Origin of the sequence: Plesiomonas sp. ZOR0011, assembly GCF_000800945.1 — a bacterium.
Taxonomy (GTDB): Bacteria; Pseudomonadota; Gammaproteobacteria; order Enterobacterales; family CAMTGL01; genus Plesiomonas; species Plesiomonas shigelloides.
Genome location: NZ_JRKB01000014.1, coordinates 1 through 17,637, shown reverse-complemented (window position 1 = coordinate 17,637; position 17,637 = coordinate 1). Strand labels below are relative to the sequence as shown.

The following is a 17,637-nucleotide window of genomic DNA, read 5'->3' as shown; positions in this document are numbered from 1 at the left end:
ACTTTATTCAGGAGATAAACATGGCTGTTACTAACCTTGCTGAACTGGATGCGCTGGTCGCACGTGTGAAAAAGGCGCAACAAGAGTTTGCGAATTTTTCTCAAGAACAAGTTGATACTATCTTCCGTGCTGCAGCTCTGGCAGCGAACAATGCTCGTATTCCTCTGGCGCAAATGGCGGTAGAAGAGTCCGGCATGGGCATCATCGAAGATAAAGTTATCAAGAACCACTTTGCATCCGAGTACATCTACAACAAGTACAAGGACGAAAAAACCTGCGGAATTCTGAGCGAAGACGACGAGTTCGGTACCATCACCATCGCTGAGCCTGTGGGCATCATCTGCGGTATCGTACCAACCACTAACCCAACGTCTACGGCGATCTTCAAATCGCTGATCTCCTTGAAAACCCGTAACGCCATCATCTTCTCTCCGCACCCACGTGCGAAGAACTCCACCAACACTGCTGCTAAGCTGGTGTTAGACGCCGCCATTGCTGCTGGCGCGCCAAAAGACATCATCGGCTGGATTGATGAGCCATCTGTTGAGCTGTCTAACGCGCTGATGCGTCACGACGACATCAACCTGATTCTGGCCACCGGTGGCCCAGGCATGGTGAAAGCTGCCTACTCTTCTGGTAAGCCTGCTATCGGTGTAGGTGCTGGTAACGTACCTGTTGTTATCGATGAAACTGCCGATGTTAAGCGTGCAGTGGCTTCCGTGCTGATGTCTAAAACCTTCGATAACGGCGTTGTGTGTGCTTCCGAGCAAGCCGTGATCGTCGTTGACTCAGTATACGACCAAGTGAAAGAGCGTTTCGCCTCTCACAAAGGCCATGTGCTGTCAAAAGAAGATGCAGACAAAGTACGTAAAGTTATCCTGATCAACGGTGCGCTGAACGCGAAGATCGTGGGTCAGCCAGCAGTTAAAATCGCTGAAATGGCAGGTGTTACCGTGCCAGCAGATACTAAGATCTTGATCGGTGAAGGCGTGAAGATCTGCGACGAAGAAGAATTCGCGCACGAAAAACTGTCTCCACTGCTGGGTATGTTCCGCGCTAAAGACTTCGAAGAAGCCGTGCAGATGGCTTGCCAGATGGTCAACTTGGGCGGTATCGGCCACACCTCTGGTCTGTACACTGACCAAGACCGCAACGCTGACCGCGTGAAGTACTTCGGCGAGCAGATGAAAACTGCCCGTATCCTGATCAACACCCCAACCACTCAAGGTGGTATCGGTGACCTGTACAACTTCGCGATGGCACCGTCTCTGACTCTGGGTTGCGGTTCATGGGGTGGTAACTCCATCTCTGAAAACGTAGGTCCTAAGCACCTGATCAACAAGAAGACAGTCGCAAAACGGGCAGAAAATATGCTGTGGCACAAACTTCCAAAATCTATCTACTTCCGTCGTGGCTCACTGCCAATCGCACTGGGTGATCTGGAAGGTAAAAAACGTGCAATGGTCGTGACTGACCGCTTCCTGTTCAACAACGGCTACGCTGACGAAGTTGTTCGTCTGCTGAAAGGCCTGAAGATGGAAGTGGAAGTGTTCTACGAAGTAGAAGCTGACCCAACGCTGTCTGTTGTACGCAAAGGCGCTGAAATGGCGAACTCCTTCAAGCCTGACGTTATCGTTGCGCTGGGCGGTGGTTCACCAATGGATGCCGCGAAGATCATGTGGGTGATGTACGAGCATCCAAACACTCACTTCGAAGAACTGGCAATGCGCTTCATGGATATCCGTAAGCGTATCTACAAGTTCCCGAAAATGGGCGTGAAAGCTGAACTGGTATGTATCACTACCACTTCCGGTACTGGCTCTGAAGTAACACCATTTGCGGTAGTAACTGATGACCGTACTGGCGTGAAATACCCACTGGCTGACTACGAGCTGACACCAAACATGGCGATTGTTGATGCCAACTTGGTGATGAACATGCCTAAGTCTCTGTGTGCGTTCGGTGGTGTTGATGCCGTAACTCACGCCATGGAAGCTTACGTGTCTGTTCTGGCGAACGAATACTCTGACGGCCAAGCACTGCAAGCGCTGAAGCTGCTGAAAGAATACCTGCCAGCAAGCTACAAGCTGGGTGCGCAAGATCCGGTTGCTCGTGAGAAAGTGCACAACGCTGCCACCATCGCCGGTATCGCGTTTGCGAACGCCTTCCTGGGTGTGTGTCACTCCATGGCGCACAAGCTGGGTGCTGAGTTCCACATTCCACACGGCTTGGCGAACGCCCTGCTGATCAGCAACGTCATTCGCTACAACGCGAACGACAACCCAACCAAGCAAACTGCCTTCTCTCAGTACGACCGTCCGCAAGCACGTCGTCGTTACGCAGAAGTGGCTGACCACTTGGGTCTGACTGCTGCCGGTGACCGCACTGCGGCTAAGATTGAGAAACTGCTGCACTGGTTGGATAGCCTGAAAGCTGAGCTGGGTATCCCTGCTTCTATCCGCGATGCCGGTGTCAACGAAGCTGACTTCCTGGCTAAAGTGGATGCGCTGGCGGTTGAAGCCTTCGATGACCAGTGTACTGGTGCGAACCCTCGCTACCCACTGATCAGCGAACTGAAGCAAGTTCTGCTGGATTCTTACTACGGTCGTCCATACGTTGAGCAAACCGCTCACGTTGAAGCACCAGTAAAAGCCAAAGCTGAGAAAGCGGCAAAAGCGAAGTAAGACTCAGTCATAGACATAGCGAGTCGTCATTCTGACCGGCTTTGCTACTCTCAACAAAGCTCCCTACGGGGAGCTTTTTTATTGCTGCGACGTTTAGGTAAAAATCAGGTAAAAAAAATGGCAACCTTGCGGTTGCCATGTAGGGCTTCACGTTATCAGACTCAACTCAGGGGGAGGATCGCTGTTATTATTATCGTTCTGGAAGAATATCTACCAGAGGTCTATCTTTTCAGAGGCTTATCTTTTTATCGCGTTTCTTATCTTTCGCATTTCTTATCTTCGCAACATCTATTTGCTACTTATACTTTTACGTTCGTAGCGCTCTTGTCATCACTAAGATGGCATCATGCAGGTGCTGCTTCATGACCTATTCATCTTGAATATCAACAGTTAACCATCAATCTTCAACATCAATAACGCCACGTCACAAGCTTTCCGGTTATGGTGTCTTTGCACCTTTATTCTCAGAACTGCATGTTTGTAGGGCAGAGCAATGTTACTTATTTTTTTAAGGTGTCTTTCAGACTTTTTTATTTACATCACGTGTAAATTTAGTGGCTTACGCCGCACAACATAAAGCGATTACCGCACAGGATTTACACGCTGGGTATTCCCCTGTCACTTGCTTCATCTTTCTTTACGTTGTTGTTTTTAAACAGCTGAAGTTGATGTCAGCTGTTTCGATGAGGCAAGTTTCCTCCTAAGCCCACGCGCTGACAAGCATTAAAACAAAGCCGGCGAAACTATTCGCCGGATTTGTTCGCTGAATCGCGTAAGCCTAATGTGAAACGAATCATCACTCGGGATGGGATGGCGGCTGTATCGATAATCCGTTGCAGGAGTTTTCTACCTCGCGGCCATCGCCAAGCAAGATAGCCAGCTTACGATGGGCTGGGCTGGCTTCCAGCGCTACTTTCACCGCCATGGTCAAAGGTACCGAGAGCAACATGCCTACCGAACCCAGTAACCAGCCCCAGAAAATCAATGATAAGAAAACCACCAGCGTCGACAACCCCAAACCACGGCCCATATAACGCGGCTCGAGCACATTACCGCACAGCAAATTGATCACCACATAACCCAGCGCCACGCCAGAGGCTTCCGGCACGCCATTGAGCAACAGGGCTTGTAACACCGGCGGAATTGCCGCAATCACCGAACCGATATTCGGAATGTAGTTGAGCAAGAAGGCCAAAGTGCCCCACAGTACGGCATAACGCACGTCTAAGCCAGAAAGCAGCCCCCACGCCAGCACACCGGTTAACAAACTCACCCAGGTTTTGATCGCCAGATAGCGGTTAACGCTGTCCAGCACCCGATCCACATGCTTGAGGCCCATCTCGGGATCATCCAGCGCCAGATGAATTTTGCCTTTGGCCGCAGGCGCTTCAAACAACATGAACACCACGGTCAACAGCAGCAAAAAGACATTAGCCATGATGCCGGAAAAACTAGAGACAATCCGGCTGACCGTTTTCACAATCACGCTCGGGTCAAACATCTGGTGGATTTGCTCAGACGAGATAGTGATATTCAGCTTCTCGGCCAACGCCAGCACGTGGTACACCTGCTGCGTGATCTGATCCTTATACTGCGGGATGGTGCGGGTGAAATCATTAATCGATGCCCCCAACAAGCCACCCAGTAACAGCAATGCAAACACCACCACGCTGAGGACCAGTAAAATCGCCACAATGCGCGGCACACGGCGGCGCACCATCAAATCCACCACCGGATGACAGACAATGGCGATAAAGAGCGCCAGTAAAAATGGCACCACAATCTCTGAGGCAATTTTCACGCCGGCTAAAATCACCACCAGCGCCGCCAACCATACCGTACAGCGAACTCCCGCCTCGCGGTTATTACCCTCTGACATAACATCCTTCTCTTCAGCGCGTTACGGTTAAAATTCCCTCTTTCACGTCATAAAACCGCACATGATATAGCACGTTGCCAAATCAGCTGTGGTACAACATGCTCAAGACGCAACAGGTGCTGCGGCCAGCAAAAGAAGGTAAATTGCTTTTTGATCAGTATGTAACCTAATTCATCGCTATATTCTGCCATACTGTTCAAGAAGCGCATTAACATAAAAAGCGTACTTTTTTACACTGACCCAACCTGAAACGGGCGTCTTTGCACCTTGGTTCAAGCCATAGATAATGGCCGGAAAATACAATAATAAGCTCGGTAAAGAGTAAAACCAGTACGATAAAAATAGGAAAACGACGCTATGCAAGGAAAACCAACGCAAGAACAATCCCTGTCTGAGAAATCCACCGATGCGGTGATCCGTATCAAGAACCTGCGCCTGCGCACTTACATCGGCTTTAATGAAGAAGAGATGAAAAACACGCAGGATGTGGTGATCAATGTGGAGATTCACTATCCCGCATCGCAAGCCAGCTTGAGCGATAACGTGGCCGACGCGCTGAACTATCGCACCATTACCAAAGCCATTATTGCGCACGTAGAGAATAACCGTTTCTTGCTGCTCGAGCGCCTGACCAAAGACATTCTGGACATCGCCAGCAGCCATGAGTGGGTCACGTTTGCCAGCGCGGAAGTGGATAAGCCGCACGCACTGCGCTATGCCGATTCTGTATCCTTGACCCTGAGCTACCGTAAGGAATAACTCCCGGAGGCGCTTTACCATGAACATTCTGATCACCGGCGCTACCGGCCTGATTGGCCGAGCCCTAACTCGGGTTCTTAAAGAGCATTATCAACTGACCATTCTGACCCGTGACACCGATCGTGCCCGATCGGTATTAGGCAGCAACATGGTGTTCTGGAATTCGCTCGGTGATCGGACGTCACTCGATGGTATTGATGCGGTCATCAATTTGGCCGGTGAGCCGATTGCCGACAAACGCTGGACCGAGGAGCGCAAACAGCTGCTCTGTCACAGCCGTTGGGATTTAACCGAAAAACTCAGTCAGCTGATTAACGCGAGTGAGACGCCGCCGCACACCTTTTTATCTGGCTCGGCAGTCGGTTTTTATGGCCGTCAGGGGGAAGTGTGCGTCGAGGAAGATGACCCGCCGCACGAGGAGTTTACTCACGCATTGTGCGCTCGTTGGGAGACATTAGCACTGCAAGCACAAAGCCCACAAACGCGGGTGTGCCTGATGCGCACCGGCATTGTGCTGTCGACCCAAGGCGGAGCGTTAGCCAAAATGCTGCCGGCCTATCGGTTAGGCCTCGGCGGGCCACTGGGTAGCGGCTTGCAATATATGCCGTGGATCCACATCGATGATATGGTCGCTGCGATTGTCTTTTTGTTAGAAAACCCGACGCTGCAAGGGCCATTTAACATGACGGCCCCCTATCCTGCGCGCAACTATGATTTCAGTGCCGCGCTGGCCGAGGTGCTGGATAAACCGCATTTTATGAAAGTACCGGCGATGGCATTAGAAATGACCATGGGCGAATCGGCCAGCCTCGTGTTAACCGGCCAAAAAGCACTGCCGACGCGCCTGAATAAAGCCGGTTTTCATTTTCGCTATACCGATTTACACGAGGCGTTGGCCAGCTTACTCAAAGCGCAGCCCAATTAATCCGATTAACCACCCGCGTTACCCCGCCCGTCTTTGCACGGGCGCCGATTTTTTCATGGACAGAAAACCGTTATGCACAGCACTGATACGCCATCCACGGCCCCCATCGATAACCACTCTATTCTGATCACCGGTTGCTCATCGGGGATGGGCTATGAAACAGCGGTGGCCTTGCACCGCGCCGGTTATAACGTGATTGCCAGCTGTCGCGATCCGGCGGATGTTGCCCGCTTACAAGGGGAAGGGCTGTTTTGCGTCCAACTGGATTTACGTGACAGCGACAGCATCGCGCGCGCCGTGGCTGACACGCTGGCGCACACCGGCGGCACCCTGTATGCCCTGTTTAACAACGGCGCGTATGGCCAGCCCGGCGCAGTGGAAGATTTACCGCGCGCGGCCCTGCGTGAGCAATTTGAAACCAACCTGTTCGGCTGGCATGAGCTGACCTGTGCCCTGTTGCCGGTCATGCGTCGCCAAGGTTATGGTCGCATCATCCAAAATAGCTCGATTCTGGGGTTGGTGGCCATGAAGTATCGCGGCGCGTACAACGCTAGCAAATTTGCCCTCGAAGGGCTGACCGACACCTTACGCCTTGAGCTGCGCGGCAGTGGGATTCATGTCAGTTTGATTGAGCCCGGCCCTGTAGCAACGCGGTTTCGCCCTAACGCGCTGGCCGCGTTTGAGCGCAATATTGCACTGAATGACAGTGTCCATCAGGCGGCATATCAGCAGCAGATTGCGCGACTGTCTAAAGCTGGCATCAGCAATCGCTTTACCCTACCCGCTGAATCGGTGGTACCGCTGGTACGTCATGCGCTGGAAAGCCCACGCCCGAAAGCACGCTATCCGCTGACTACGCCGACTACCGTGTTCAGCATCTTACGCCGTGTGCTGCCGGTACGTTGGTTAGATGCGCTACTGGCGCGCGGAGATTAGGACGCCCCTTGAACTTACCGGCACCCATCCCCATATCAGGAGCATATCCGCCGGACCCTAGACCGAGGCTTATCATGGAAAACAACTATATTATTGACGTTACCGATGCCAACCTGCGCGACATTTTAGAGCGCGCGCAGCACACACCGGTCGTGTTTGATTTCTGGGCGGAGTGGTGTTCACACTGCAAGAGTTTGATGCCCATTCTGGAAAAGCTGGCGCATGAGTACCAAGGGCAGTTTATTCTGGCCAAAGTCGATTGCGATCAGCAACCGGCCGTCGCCAGCCAGTTTGGTATTCGCAGTTTGCCTACCGTGTATATGTTCAAAAATGGCGAACCGGTAGACGGCTTCCAAGGCGCGATCCCAGAAAGCGAAATTCGCGAAAAACTGCTGCAAATCCTACCACAGCAAGATGAGCTGAAACTGGAGCAAGCCATCCAACTGTTGGGGGAAGGCAAACATCAAGAAGCAGTGCCAGTGCTGAAAGAGGCGCTGGAGCTCTCTGGCAATGCCAGTGACATTGCGCTGCTGCTGGCAGAAACCTATATCGTGCTGAATAAAATGGATGATGCCGAAGGGTTGCTCAATCAGATCCCACTGCAAGATCGCGATAGCCGCTGGCAAGGTCTGACCGCGCAAATCGAGCTGGCGCGTCAAGCCGCCGATACGCCGGAAATTCAGCAACTGCAACAGGCCATGCAGCAAGAACCGGACAATGCCGAACTGGCGGTGAAACTGGCGCTGCAGTGGCATCAAGTGGGGCGTAACGAAGAAGCGCTGTCGCTACTAATGGGATTCCTGCGTCGTGATTTGGGCGCAGCCAATGGCGGTGCCCGTAAAACCCTGACCGACATTATCGCGGCGCTAGGCAATGGCGATCCGCTGGCTGGCCAGTACCGTCGTCAGCTGTATTCGCTGCTGTATTAAACTGCGGTATTAAGCCGAGAGTAAAACACCGCCAACTGGCGGTGTTTTTGTTGATAGCCTACCAATACCGGTCAGCGACGGTATGCGGCCACGCCATGCAAAACTCGTGGAAGCAACGCAGCAGAGGCGACAAGTATTTTTCCTTGTGGATTGCGGTGCGCAGCTGACGGCGGGTCGGCAATGGCAGAGGCAAACGGCACAACGTCCCTAATTTCAAATCAGTCTCTACCGCAACCGCTGGCATATAGCCGATACCCAATCCAGCGCGGCAGGCACCCAAAATGGCTTCGCTTTGATTGAGTTCCAAGCGTAAATGCCACGCATCCAGATGTGGCGCAATTGCGGTATTGAAGTGCTCACGTGAACCTGAGCCTTGTTCACGCACAATCCAATACTGGTCTTCAAAATCCAGTAACGTCAAGGTGCCGGTCGCCAGATAACGCTGCGCTAATGGATGCTGCGGTGACGCCACCAGCCACATCTCATCTTGTTGCCAGTCATGCAAAATCAGCTGCGGATCGTGCAGATTGCCCTCTACCAAAATCATATCCAATTCAAAGCTGGTGAGCTTACCGGCCAAATCATGGGTGTTATCGATAGTGATGTGCGGCGTACATTCCGGATGCTGCTCGATAAACGCCCCCAGCATTTGCGGCAACATGTAATTGCCGATGGTGTTGCTAGCGCCGATATGCAGGCTACCACTAAGTTCAGTGTCTTGCTGAAAGGTTTGTTCTATCTGGTGCGCGCGCTGCAGCAGCTCATCGGCCATCGGCAACAAACGACGCCCTTGGCTGTTCAGATGCAGGCGATTGTTGACGCGGTCAAACAGACGCTGTCCTAGCTGCTTTTCCAGCTCTTGCAGCGCCATGCTCAGGGCTGGTTTGGTCAGGAACAACATTTCTGAAGCCTGCGTCATGTTTCCGTGCAACGCGATTGCGCTGAATACCCTGAGTTGTTTGAGGGTCAGACTCATACATTCAACCTTTCTGAACGATGTATTTAATTTATTCAAATATTATGACTTAACAAAAATAGTTATGATAGCTGACATTGAAATAAGACTGTTTGAGGCACCCATGATTAAGTCAGTGCATAGAAAGATTGGTAAAGTTCCTACCCCCATGGCGGGATTGGCTCTGGGTATTGCAAGTATTTTTTGGTGTTGGGAAAACTTTGGATCTTTCCACGGAAACGCACAATTAATCGGCGCCATCATTGGCGGTGCACTGCTTAGCGTCGTCGCCATTAAATTTATTCTGCATCCACAACTGTTACTGGATGATCTGGCTCACCCAGTGGTGGGTAGCGTGGCGCCAACCTTTGCGATGGGCACCATGGTGGTTTCAGCGACTGTCGATCACTATTCACCGGCTATCGGCTCTGCGCTGTGGATTGGTGCGGTAGTATTACACTTGGTCTTCTTGGCCGTGTTTACCGTGCACCGTGCCCGTGATTTTTCCTTGCATCACATGGTACCAAGCTGGTTCGTACCGCCAATCGGGATCATCGTGGCGGCGGTATCTGTACCGAACAACCCAGTACTGCGTGAAGTGGCTCAGTATCTGCAAAACTTCGGTATGCTGTGCTACGCCGTGATGCTGCCAATGATGCTGTACCGCTTTATCTTTACCCACAATGTGCCGGATGGATCTAAACCAACCATCGCTATCATGGCTGCACCAGCAAGTCTGTCTCTGGCCGGTTACCTGACCGTAATGTCAAATCCGTCTCCGGTGATTGTGGCGCTGCTGTTTGGTATCGCGGTATTGATGACATTCCTGATTTACTTGGCATTCTTCCATCTGCTGCGTCTGCCATTTAGCCCAGGTTATGCGGCCTTCACCTTCCCGATGGCCATTGGTGCAACCGCGCTGTTTAAACTGACTAACCTGATGCGTCACTGGAACATTGACCCATACTATGTCAACCAAGTGCATCAACTGGCTAACCTTGAACTGATTGTGGCCAGTATCATCATCGGTTATGTCGCTGTTCGTTATCTGTGGAACTACCTGCCACGTGGCACTGCGCAGAATAACGATGCTGGCAACAACAATATCCAGAAAAAAGAGTCTGTGGTTGCCCACAAAGCCGGTTAAGTGACTTAATCTCTGTCAGCATTGAGACAGAAAGCGCAAAACAGACACCAACAAAAAACCTCCCGCGGGAGGTTTTTTTATGCCTGCGGTTTACCCTCCATTCCCACTAACAATGAAAATGCCCGAAACCGGCTCGAAATGGTGATGTTATGTAGGGTGCTATTTAGCCGGATGCGCTTTTTTGCAGGTCGTCTCGACATGCGGGGCGGCGGCATGGCAAGCACCACTTAATCCGGAAATAATGGGGCAATCGGCCTCTTCGTTGCCCGGACACGCATCCACCAGCGCATGCAAGGTCGTGCGCATCTGCTGCAAATCGGCAATTTGCTGTTCAAGTTGGGCAATTTTCTGCTCGGTTTTGGCTTTCACATCGGCACTGTGCCGCGCCGGATTGCGAAACAGCGCCAGCAGCTCGGCACACTCTTCCAGCGTAAAGCCGACCTGACGCGCTTGACGCAATAACGTCAGCTCCTCAACATGTTTAGCGTTATAAAAGCGATAGCCGTTGTCTTGCCGCATCGGCATCACCAGCCCTTTATCTTCATAAAAACGCAGAGTTTTTGCCGTCAATCCGGTCTGTTTTGCCACGTCGCTGATATTCATGCTTATTTACCTAAATTAACGCTTGAAAGATCTGCTTGACCTTCCCCTTGCTGTAACCTTTATCGTAACTCTACAGTAATTCAATTGCGTAACCAGAAAAAGGAATGCATCACATGCCAACGACCGTTTTGCTAGCCCTTGAAGGCTTAAAGTGCATGGGTTGCGCCAACAAAGTGAAAAACACCCTGTTGACGCTGTCAAATGTAACCGACGTGACCGCCACCCCGCAGTATGCCAAGGTGACCGGTGACGCCCCCGTGGACGAACTCATCCAACAAATTAACGCACTGGGGTATCAAGCGATGACTGCGAACAAACCCGATCTGATTTTGTCTTTAAGTGGCCTGGCCTGCGGCAGCTGCGTGGCCAAAACCCAAACCGCACTGGAAGCGGTAAGCGGTGTCGTCAGCGCCGAGGTCGATAAAACTTCCGCGCGGATTTTCGGTAGCGCGTCAGCCGATGCGCTGATTGCCGCCGTCACCGCGGCCGGTTATCAAGCACAGGTGGTTGAATCTGCCGCCCAAACGGAAACTAACACTGAAACCGCACAAACCAGCGCACCCGTTACGGTATTGGCACTCAGCGGATTGGCGTGTGAAAGCTGCGAACAAGCAACGCGCACTGCGTTACTGGCAGTCAGCGGCGTCACCGATGCACGCGTGAGTAAAACCCGCGCCGAAATCGACGGCACTGCCGATAGCGCGGCGCTGATTGCTGCAGTCGAAGCGGCGGGTTATCACGCCCAACTGGCCGATGCGGCAGCGGAGAGCACAGTAAAAAAGCCTGATCCGGAGGGCGTAGAAACTGTGCGCGCTCCGGTGACTCAAGAGGTGGCTGAGGCGATGCAGGCATGCCCTGTCGCTGAGCCTTCAGCCGCCACGCAGTCTACTATACCTGCGCCAACTGAGGCGCAGGTTGAACCGGAGAGTGCCGCCGCCCCCACCGCGGCGAGCGTTAATCACGCCGCCGATGACGATGCCATCCAATTGATGCTCACTGGGCTCAGTTGTGCCAGTTGTGTCACCAAAGTACAAAACGCCCTGCAGGCAGTACCAGGTGTACAGCAAGCACGGGTGAATCTGGCCGAGCGAACTGCGTTAGTGATGGGCCATCCGCAGCCACAGGCGCTGGTACAGGCCGTGTCAGATGCCGGCTATCAAGCCGAAGTGGTGGTAGACGAAGCGCTGCGCCGCGAGAAACAGCAAAAGGCCGCGGCGGCTAACCTCAAACGCTTAACCTGGCAATCCATCGTGGCGTTGGGGACCGGTGTCCCGCTGATGATCTGGGGCATGATCGGCGACAACATGATGATCACCGCCGATAACCAGACGTTGTGGACCTGGCTGGGTAGCTTGACGCTGCTGGTGATGATCCTCACTGGTCGCCATTTTTATGTCAGCGCATGGCGCGCATTGAAAAATGGTTCGGCGACGATGGATACCTTAGTGGCGCTCGGCACCGGTGTGGCATGGCTGTACTCGATGGTGGTGACCTTGTGGCCACAATGGTTCCCACCTGAAGCGCGGCATCTCTATTTCGAAGCCAGCACCATGATCATCGGTCTGATTAACGTTGGGCATGCGCTGGAACAAAAAGCGCGCTCGCGCTCTTCTGCTGCGCTGGAGCGTTTGCTGGATCTGACTCCGCCCACCGCCCGCGTGGTACACGCCGATGGCAGCGAGCAGGTCATGCCGCTGGCCGAGGTACAAACGGGGATGGTGCTGCGACTGACCACGGGCGATCGGGTTCCGGTCGACGGGGAAGTCAGCAGCGGCGAAGCTTGGTTGGATGAAGCCATGCTGACCGGCGAGCCAATTCCGCAGCAAAAACAGCATGGCGATACCGTACACGCCGGTACGCTGGTGCAAGACGGCAGTCTGCTATTTACCGCTAAAGCGGTCGGTAGCCAGACCACCCTGTCGCGCATTATCCATCTGGTGCGTAATGCCCAGAGCAGTAAGCCGGAAATAGGTCGCATTGCCGATCGAATCTCGGCGGTATTCGTTCCCGTGGTGGTCGCGATTGCGATCGTCAGTGGCTTGATTTGGTATTTCGTGGGGCCGCAGCCGCAAATCGCCTATGCGCTGTCTGTCGCCACCACCGTGCTGATCATTGCTTGCCCGTGTGCACTGGGTCTGGCTACGCCGATGTCGATTATCTCTGGTGTTGGTCGCGCTGCTGAATTCGGCGTGCTGATCCGCGATGCCGATGCGCTGCAACAAGCCAGCAAGGTCAATACCTTGGTGTTCGACAAAACCGGTACCTTGACCGAAGGGCGTCCACAAGTCACTGCCGTTACCTGTCTGGCCGATGCCGATGAGCAGCAGGTGCTGCAATGGGCTGGCGCATTAGAGCAAGGCTCCAGTCACCCGCTGGCGCTGGCGGTACTGCAAAAAGCACAAGGCTTAACCCTGCCTGCCGTGACCGAGTTTCGCACCCTGCGCGGCCTTGGCGTGGAAGCGCGCGCCGATGGGCAGCGACTGCTACTCGGTAACATGGCACTGATGATGCAAAACAGCATTGATACCAGCGCCGTTCAAGCACAGCTAGAACAAGCAGCCTCACGGGGTGTCACGCCGGTTCTGCTGGCGCGTGAGCAGCAGCTGATTGCCCTGCTGGAAATCCGCGATCCGCTGCGAGCCGACAGTATCAGCGCCTTGCAACGCCTGCACCACGACGGTTTCCGTTTGGTGATGCTGACCGGTGATAACCCTATCACTGCCAATGCTATCGCCAAAGAAGCGGGGATCGATCAGGTGATCGCCGGCGTACTGCCTGACGGTAAAGCGGCCGCCATCACTGAACTGCAACAGCAAGGCCACGTGGTCGCCATGATTGGCGATGGCATCAACGATGCCCCAGCGCTTGCTCAAGCGGATGTTGGCATTGCCATGGGCGGCGGGAGTGATGTGGCTATCGAAACCGCGGCCATGACCTTGATGCGTCATAGCTTGCACGGTGTTGCCGATGCCATGGCACTGTCACGCGCAGTGATGCGCAATATGAAGCAAAACCTGTTTGGCGCGTTTGTCTACAACAGCCTGGGTATTCCGATTGCCGCAGGGATTTTGTATCCGTTCTTGGGCGTATTGCTTAATCCGATTGTCGCCGGTGGCGCGATGGCACTGTCATCGATCACCGTGGTTTCTAACGCCAACCGGTTATTGCGCTTTACCCCCGAAAATTCACCGGCAGAGGCTGATCACAAGTCAAACGTCGGTGACCAGTAAACCGTAACACAGGAACCATTACTTAAAGGAGTCATGATGAAACGAGCGTTATTTGCCGCGGCACTGGGGCTAGTCTCCGCTTCCAGCTTCGCCGCGACCACCGGCATCACCATGTACAAATCGCCGTCTTGCGGCTGCTGCTCAGAATGGGCCAAGCACATGCAACAGACAGGCTATGAAGTCACTACGGTGATGTTGGATGACAACGCCCTGTATCAGCTGAAACAAAAACACCACATTACCCCAGAGCTGATGTCTTGCCACACCGCCATTGTGGGCGATTACGCGATTGAGGGGCATGTCCCAGCCTCAGATGTTGCGCGCCTGCTCAAAGAAAAACCGGCGATTAGCGGCATCAGCACCCCGGGAATGCCGGTGGGTAGCCCAGGTATGGAGCAAGGCGATCGCCGTGATCCGTACACGGTCGTGACCTTTGATGCGACAGGCAATCGAACCGCGTTTAGCCGCCACAACGGTGCCTGATGTGGATGGCGTGCTACGCCATCACCACCGATAACACCGCGGTATCGCAGTAAAATCGCAGTAAAGAGAAACAATTTTCATTACGGGGCTTGCAGGAACTTTCTGTCGGCCCCATTTTCTTACTATAGGTACCCACTATAAATACTTACTCTTAGTAGTAAGAGAATGGGAGTGAAAGATGAAAGACGCGTTCAGTGCCCGAGCTCACTCACCGGTCACCACTGACGACACTCTGCATCTCTCATTGCCGCTAAGCCGACGGTACGCGCTGTCTGTCGTTACGGAGCAGGTTATGAAAAAACTTTTTAGCAGGCTCGCCCTGTGGCTGGGATTAATCTCTCCGCTGGCACAAGCTTATCCCGCGGTGGATGTCCGCATGGATGATGTTGATCTGGAGCTGGTCGGCAGTATCCATATGGCTAGCGATCGCTTGGCAACACTGCCGGCCTCGCTGCTCGAACGTCTGGATCAGGTCGATGCCCTGATTGTCGAAGCCGATATTACGGCCTCTGAACCACTGGCGCCGATCGCGCCGCCAACTCAACCGCTGTCTGCCCGTCTGAATACCGAGCAGTTTGCGCTACTGGAAAAATATGCCCATGAAACGGGGCTCTCTGTGCCGTTACTGAACAGTTTGCATCCATGGCAAGCGGCGCTCACCTTGCAAGCCATGCAAGCACAAAAACTGGGGATGAGCGCCGAATACGGTGTCGATTACCAAATTCTGCAGCACGCACGCCAACGCGCGCTGCCTATCATTGAACTGGAAGGCTCCCAGACCCAGATGAATATTCTGGAAACGCTGGAAGATGATGGGATGCCGCTGCTGGTCGAAACCTTAGAGGAGTGGGACAACACCGCGGTCACCTTGAAGCAAGTGGAGTCGTTGTGGGTCAGTACCGATAAAACCGTTCCGAGTTTGGATAATGTGCCTGACTTAGCCGATGGCCTGCACAGCCCACTGCTGGCAGAGCGTAATCAGAAATGGGCCGATAAACTTAAAGACATGCCGCCAGGTCGTTATATGGTGGTGGTCGGTGCGCTGCACTTAATTGGTAAAGATAACCTGCCGCAGTTACTGCAGCAGTCCACCACTACGGCATCCACATCGGCGGCCAAACTCATCTAGATCCGGTTACCACAGTTTTTGTGTGTTCAATCTCTGTGCCGTCAACGCGCGCTTGCGACGACGGCATTTTCTCTTTTTACCGCCTCATTTGCTGCATCCTAGCTTTCTGCAAGCAGGCTTTCTGGATCCTAATTTTCGAAAACCTAGCCTTCTGCGAAATCCGTACTCAATAACATAGATAATTAATGCATCTTTTATGCTAGGATAACCACTTATCTTGAACCTATCCCATTACTGCAACGGAGATCCCCATGAGCGCATCAGTTCACGGTCATGAAGTCATGCACATGATGCTGCAAGCCAGCACCCCGTTTACCAAAGCCTCGTTGATTGCGGCCATTGAACAAAAATTCGGTGCCGAAACCCGTTTTCATACCTGCTCGGCAGAAAACATGACAGCGGCAGAGCTGGTCGAGTTTTTAGAGCGCAAAGGGAAATTCATTCCTGCCGGCGACGGTTTTTGCACGTCGGAAGACAAAATTTGCCGTCACTAAAAGACGACGATTTGGGTTCTCATAGCAACCCAAGCCTCTAATCGAACCGCGTGACAGTATTAACCCGTTAAAACTGTCGCGCCGTTCAAATCAATATATCCCCCGCGATGTGCTTTGCATTTTTACTCCCTGCTGATTTTTTTCATTGCCCTTCATTGTTCTGATGCTGGAGTGATCACTCGCAAACGTAATGAGCCACGATATACCGAAGCCGCACTATTCACGACTGGCCGCTACTGGTCACGACCGATCGCCACTGGATAAAAAACCAGGCCATGCCATACCGGATCGCCGATACCGCTGGTATACTGCCAGTCTGCGTTATTGATGAGATTTGGCTACCGACTCCATGGCTTTTACTCTCCGCCCCTATCAGACCGAAGCCGTACAGGCTGTGATTACCCACTTTCGCCACCACGACGCGCCTGCGGTGATTGTGCTGCCCACCGGTGCTGGAAAAAGTCTGGTGATTGCGGAGCTGGCGCGTAAAGCGCGTGGGCGAGTGTTAGTACTGGCTCACGTGAAAGAGTTGGTGGAGCAAAACCACGCCAAATATTGCGCCTACGGATTGGATGCCGATTTGTTTGCCGCCGGACTGAATGCCAAACAGAGCGATGGCAAGGTGGTATTCGGCAGCGTGCAATCGGTCGCTCGCAACTTAGAAGCCTTCAACGATGCCTTTTCCCTGCTGATCATTGATGAATGCCACCGCGTAGGTGATAGTGAAGACTCACAATATCGGCAAGTGATCGACCACTTACGCCACCACCAGCCTCAGCTACGCATCCTCGGCCTCACTGCCACCCCCTATCGACTGGGCAAAGGGTGGATTTACCGCTACCACTACCACGGCATGACCCGCGCCGATAGCAGCGCCGAATGCTTGTTTCGTGATTGTATTTACGAACTGCCGCTGCGCTACATGATTAAGAACCATTACCTGACGCCGCCGCATCGCCTCGATATGCCGGTCGTGCAGTACGATTTTAGTAAGCTACAACCAAACCAAAACGGCTTGTTTTCCGAGCGCGAACTCAATGACAGTCTGCGTCAGCAAAAGCGGATCACCCCACATATCATTGCGCAGGTGATGGAATATGCTGCCGAGCGGCGCGGAGTAATGATTTTTGCCGCCACCGTGGAGCATGCCAAAGAGATCTACGGCCTGCTGCCTGCCGGTGAAGCGGCGCTGATCACCGGCGATACGCCGAGCACCGAGCGCGATCAGCTGATTCAGGCGTTTAAAGCGCAAACTTTGCGTTATCTGGTGAACGTGTCGGTACTGACTACCGGCTTTGATGCGCCACATGTGGATCTGATTGCCATTTTGCGCCCGACCGAATCGGTGAGTTTGTACCAACAAATTGTCGGTCGCGGCCTGCGCCTTGCCCCCGATAAAGCCGATTGCCTCATTTTAGACTACGCCGGCAACCCGCACGATCTGTACACCCCCGAAGTAGGAAGCCACAAACCGGCCTCTGACA

Annotated in this window: 14 protein-coding genes; 11 read left to right on the top strand and 3 right to left on the bottom strand. The window is 53.2% G+C overall.

From position 1 onward, the window contains the following. The first annotated feature begins 20 nt into the window (after positions 1 to 20). A complete protein-coding gene (adhE, locus tag L975_RS02330; RefSeq protein WP_039046152.1) occupies positions 21 to 2,684 on the top strand; it encodes a bifunctional acetaldehyde-CoA/alcohol dehydrogenase in 2,664 nt (887 codons plus the stop codon). Between the two features lie 796 nt (positions 2,685 to 3,480). Here the strand turns inward: adhE and L975_RS02325 are convergent. Further along, positions 3,481 to 4,563 (bottom strand): AI-2E family transporter, encoded by a 1,083-nt coding sequence (locus L975_RS02325; protein WP_010862001.1) that lies wholly within the window; start codon positions 4,561 to 4,563, stop codon positions 3,481 to 3,483. A gap of 357 nt (positions 4,564 to 4,920) precedes the next feature. On the opposite strand from L975_RS02325, the gene folX reads away from it, so the two are divergent. From folX to L975_RS02305, 4 genes are all read left to right on the top strand, one after another. Next, the gene (folX, locus tag L975_RS02320; RefSeq protein ID WP_010862002.1) at positions 4,921 to 5,322 is read left to right on the top strand and encodes a dihydroneopterin triphosphate 2'-epimerase; all 402 of its coding nucleotides are present in this window, start codon (positions 4,921 to 4,923) and stop codon (positions 5,320 to 5,322) included. A gap of 19 nt (positions 5,323 to 5,341) precedes the next feature. Continuing rightward, positions 5,342 to 6,247 (top strand): TIGR01777 family oxidoreductase, encoded by a 906-nt coding sequence (locus L975_RS02315; RefSeq protein ID WP_047706979.1) that lies wholly within the window; start codon positions 5,342 to 5,344, stop codon positions 6,245 to 6,247. A 72-nt stretch (positions 6,248 to 6,319) separates the two neighbouring features. Beyond that, a complete protein-coding gene (locus tag L975_RS02310) occupies positions 6,320 to 7,183 on the top strand; it encodes an SDR family oxidoreductase (protein WP_052181217.1) in 864 nt (287 codons plus the stop codon). 74 nt (positions 7,184 to 7,257) lie between these two features. Next, positions 7,258 to 8,112: a co-chaperone YbbN gene (locus L975_RS02305; RefSeq protein ID WP_047706977.1), complete on the top strand. Its 855-nt coding sequence runs from the start codon at positions 7,258 to 7,260 to the stop codon at positions 8,110 to 8,112. Between the two features lie 58 nt (positions 8,113 to 8,170). On the opposite strand, the gene L975_RS02300 is transcribed toward L975_RS02305, so the two are convergent. Further along, entirely contained in the window at positions 8,171 to 9,088 is a 918-nt protein-coding gene (locus tag L975_RS02300) for a LysR substrate-binding domain-containing protein (RefSeq protein WP_047706974.1), read from the bottom strand. A gap of 103 nt (positions 9,089 to 9,191) precedes the next feature. Between L975_RS02300 and L975_RS02295 the strand changes: the two genes are divergently transcribed. Then, on the top strand, positions 9,192 to 10,214 hold the full coding sequence (locus tag L975_RS02295; RefSeq protein WP_052181215.1) for a TDT family transporter: 1,023 nt from the start codon (positions 9,192 to 9,194) through the stop codon (positions 10,212 to 10,214). A 159-nt stretch (positions 10,215 to 10,373) separates the two neighbouring features. On the opposite strand, the gene cueR is transcribed toward L975_RS02295, so the two are convergent. Next, a complete protein-coding gene (gene cueR / locus L975_RS02290) occupies positions 10,374 to 10,817 on the bottom strand; it encodes a Cu(I)-responsive transcriptional regulator (protein WP_052181214.1) in 444 nt (147 codons plus the stop codon). 113 nt (positions 10,818 to 10,930) lie between these two features. On the opposite strand from cueR, the gene copA reads away from it, so the two are divergent. The 5 genes from copA to L975_RS02265 form a co-directional block, all read left to right on the top strand. Next, positions 10,931 to 14,047 (top strand): copper-exporting P-type ATPase CopA, encoded by a 3,117-nt coding sequence (copA, locus tag L975_RS02285; protein WP_052181213.1) that lies wholly within the window; start codon positions 10,931 to 10,933, stop codon positions 14,045 to 14,047. A gap of 36 nt (positions 14,048 to 14,083) precedes the next feature. Further along, positions 14,084 to 14,530, top strand: a complete 447-nt coding sequence (locus L975_RS02280) for a DUF411 domain-containing protein (protein ID WP_047706973.1) — start codon at positions 14,084 to 14,086, stop codon at positions 14,528 to 14,530. Between the two features lie 292 nt (positions 14,531 to 14,822). Beyond that, positions 14,823 to 15,659, top strand: coding sequence for a TraB/GumN family protein (locus L975_RS02275; RefSeq protein WP_010862011.1), 837 nt, complete (start codon positions 14,823 to 14,825; stop codon positions 15,657 to 15,659). 251 nt (positions 15,660 to 15,910) lie between these two features. Continuing rightward, entirely contained in the window at positions 15,911 to 16,153 is a 243-nt protein-coding gene (locus tag L975_RS02270) for a YecH family metal-binding protein (RefSeq protein WP_010862012.1), read from the top strand. 349 nt (positions 16,154 to 16,502) lie between these two features. Continuing rightward, on the top strand, positions 16,503 to 17,637 hold a 1,135-nt coding region (locus tag L975_RS02265; protein ID WP_047706970.1), incomplete at its 3' end, for a DEAD/DEAH box helicase.

Bases quoted from the DNA above. Each gene is read 5' to 3' on its own strand.
- L975_RS02300 (WP_047706974.1), bottom strand. From the start codon at position 9,088: ATGAGTCTGACCCTCAAACAACTCAGGGTATTCAGCGCAATCGCGTTG.
- L975_RS02305 (WP_047706977.1), top strand. From the start codon at position 7,258: ATGGAAAACAACTATATTATTGACGTTACCGATGCCAACCTGCGCGAC.
- L975_RS02295 (WP_052181215.1), top strand. From the start codon at position 9,192: ATGATTAAGTCAGTGCATAGAAAGATTGGTAAAGTTCCTACCCCCATG.
- L975_RS02315 (WP_047706979.1), top strand. From the start codon at position 5,342: ATGAACATTCTGATCACCGGCGCTACCGGCCTGATTGGCCGAGCCCTA.
- L975_RS02270 (WP_010862012.1), top strand. From the start codon at position 15,911: ATGAGCGCATCAGTTCACGGTCATGAAGTCATGCACATGATGCTGCAA.
- L975_RS02325 (WP_010862001.1), bottom strand. From the start codon at position 4,563: ATGTCAGAGGGTAATAACCGCGAGGCGGGAGTTCGCTGTACGGTATGG.
- L975_RS02275 (WP_010862011.1), top strand. From the start codon at position 14,823: ATGAAAAAACTTTTTAGCAGGCTCGCCCTGTGGCTGGGATTAATCTCT.
- L975_RS02280 (WP_047706973.1), top strand. From the start codon at position 14,084: ATGAAACGAGCGTTATTTGCCGCGGCACTGGGGCTAGTCTCCGCTTCC.
- folX (WP_010862002.1), top strand. From the start codon at position 4,921: ATGCAAGGAAAACCAACGCAAGAACAATCCCTGTCTGAGAAATCCACC.
- copA (WP_052181213.1), top strand. From the start codon at position 10,931: ATGCCAACGACCGTTTTGCTAGCCCTTGAAGGCTTAAAGTGCATGGGT.
- L975_RS02310 (WP_052181217.1), top strand. From the start codon at position 6,320: ATGCACAGCACTGATACGCCATCCACGGCCCCCATCGATAACCACTCT.
- adhE (WP_039046152.1), top strand. From the start codon at position 21: ATGGCTGTTACTAACCTTGCTGAACTGGATGCGCTGGTCGCACGTGTG.
- cueR (WP_052181214.1), bottom strand. From the start codon at position 10,817: ATGAATATCAGCGACGTGGCAAAACAGACCGGATTGACGGCAAAAACT.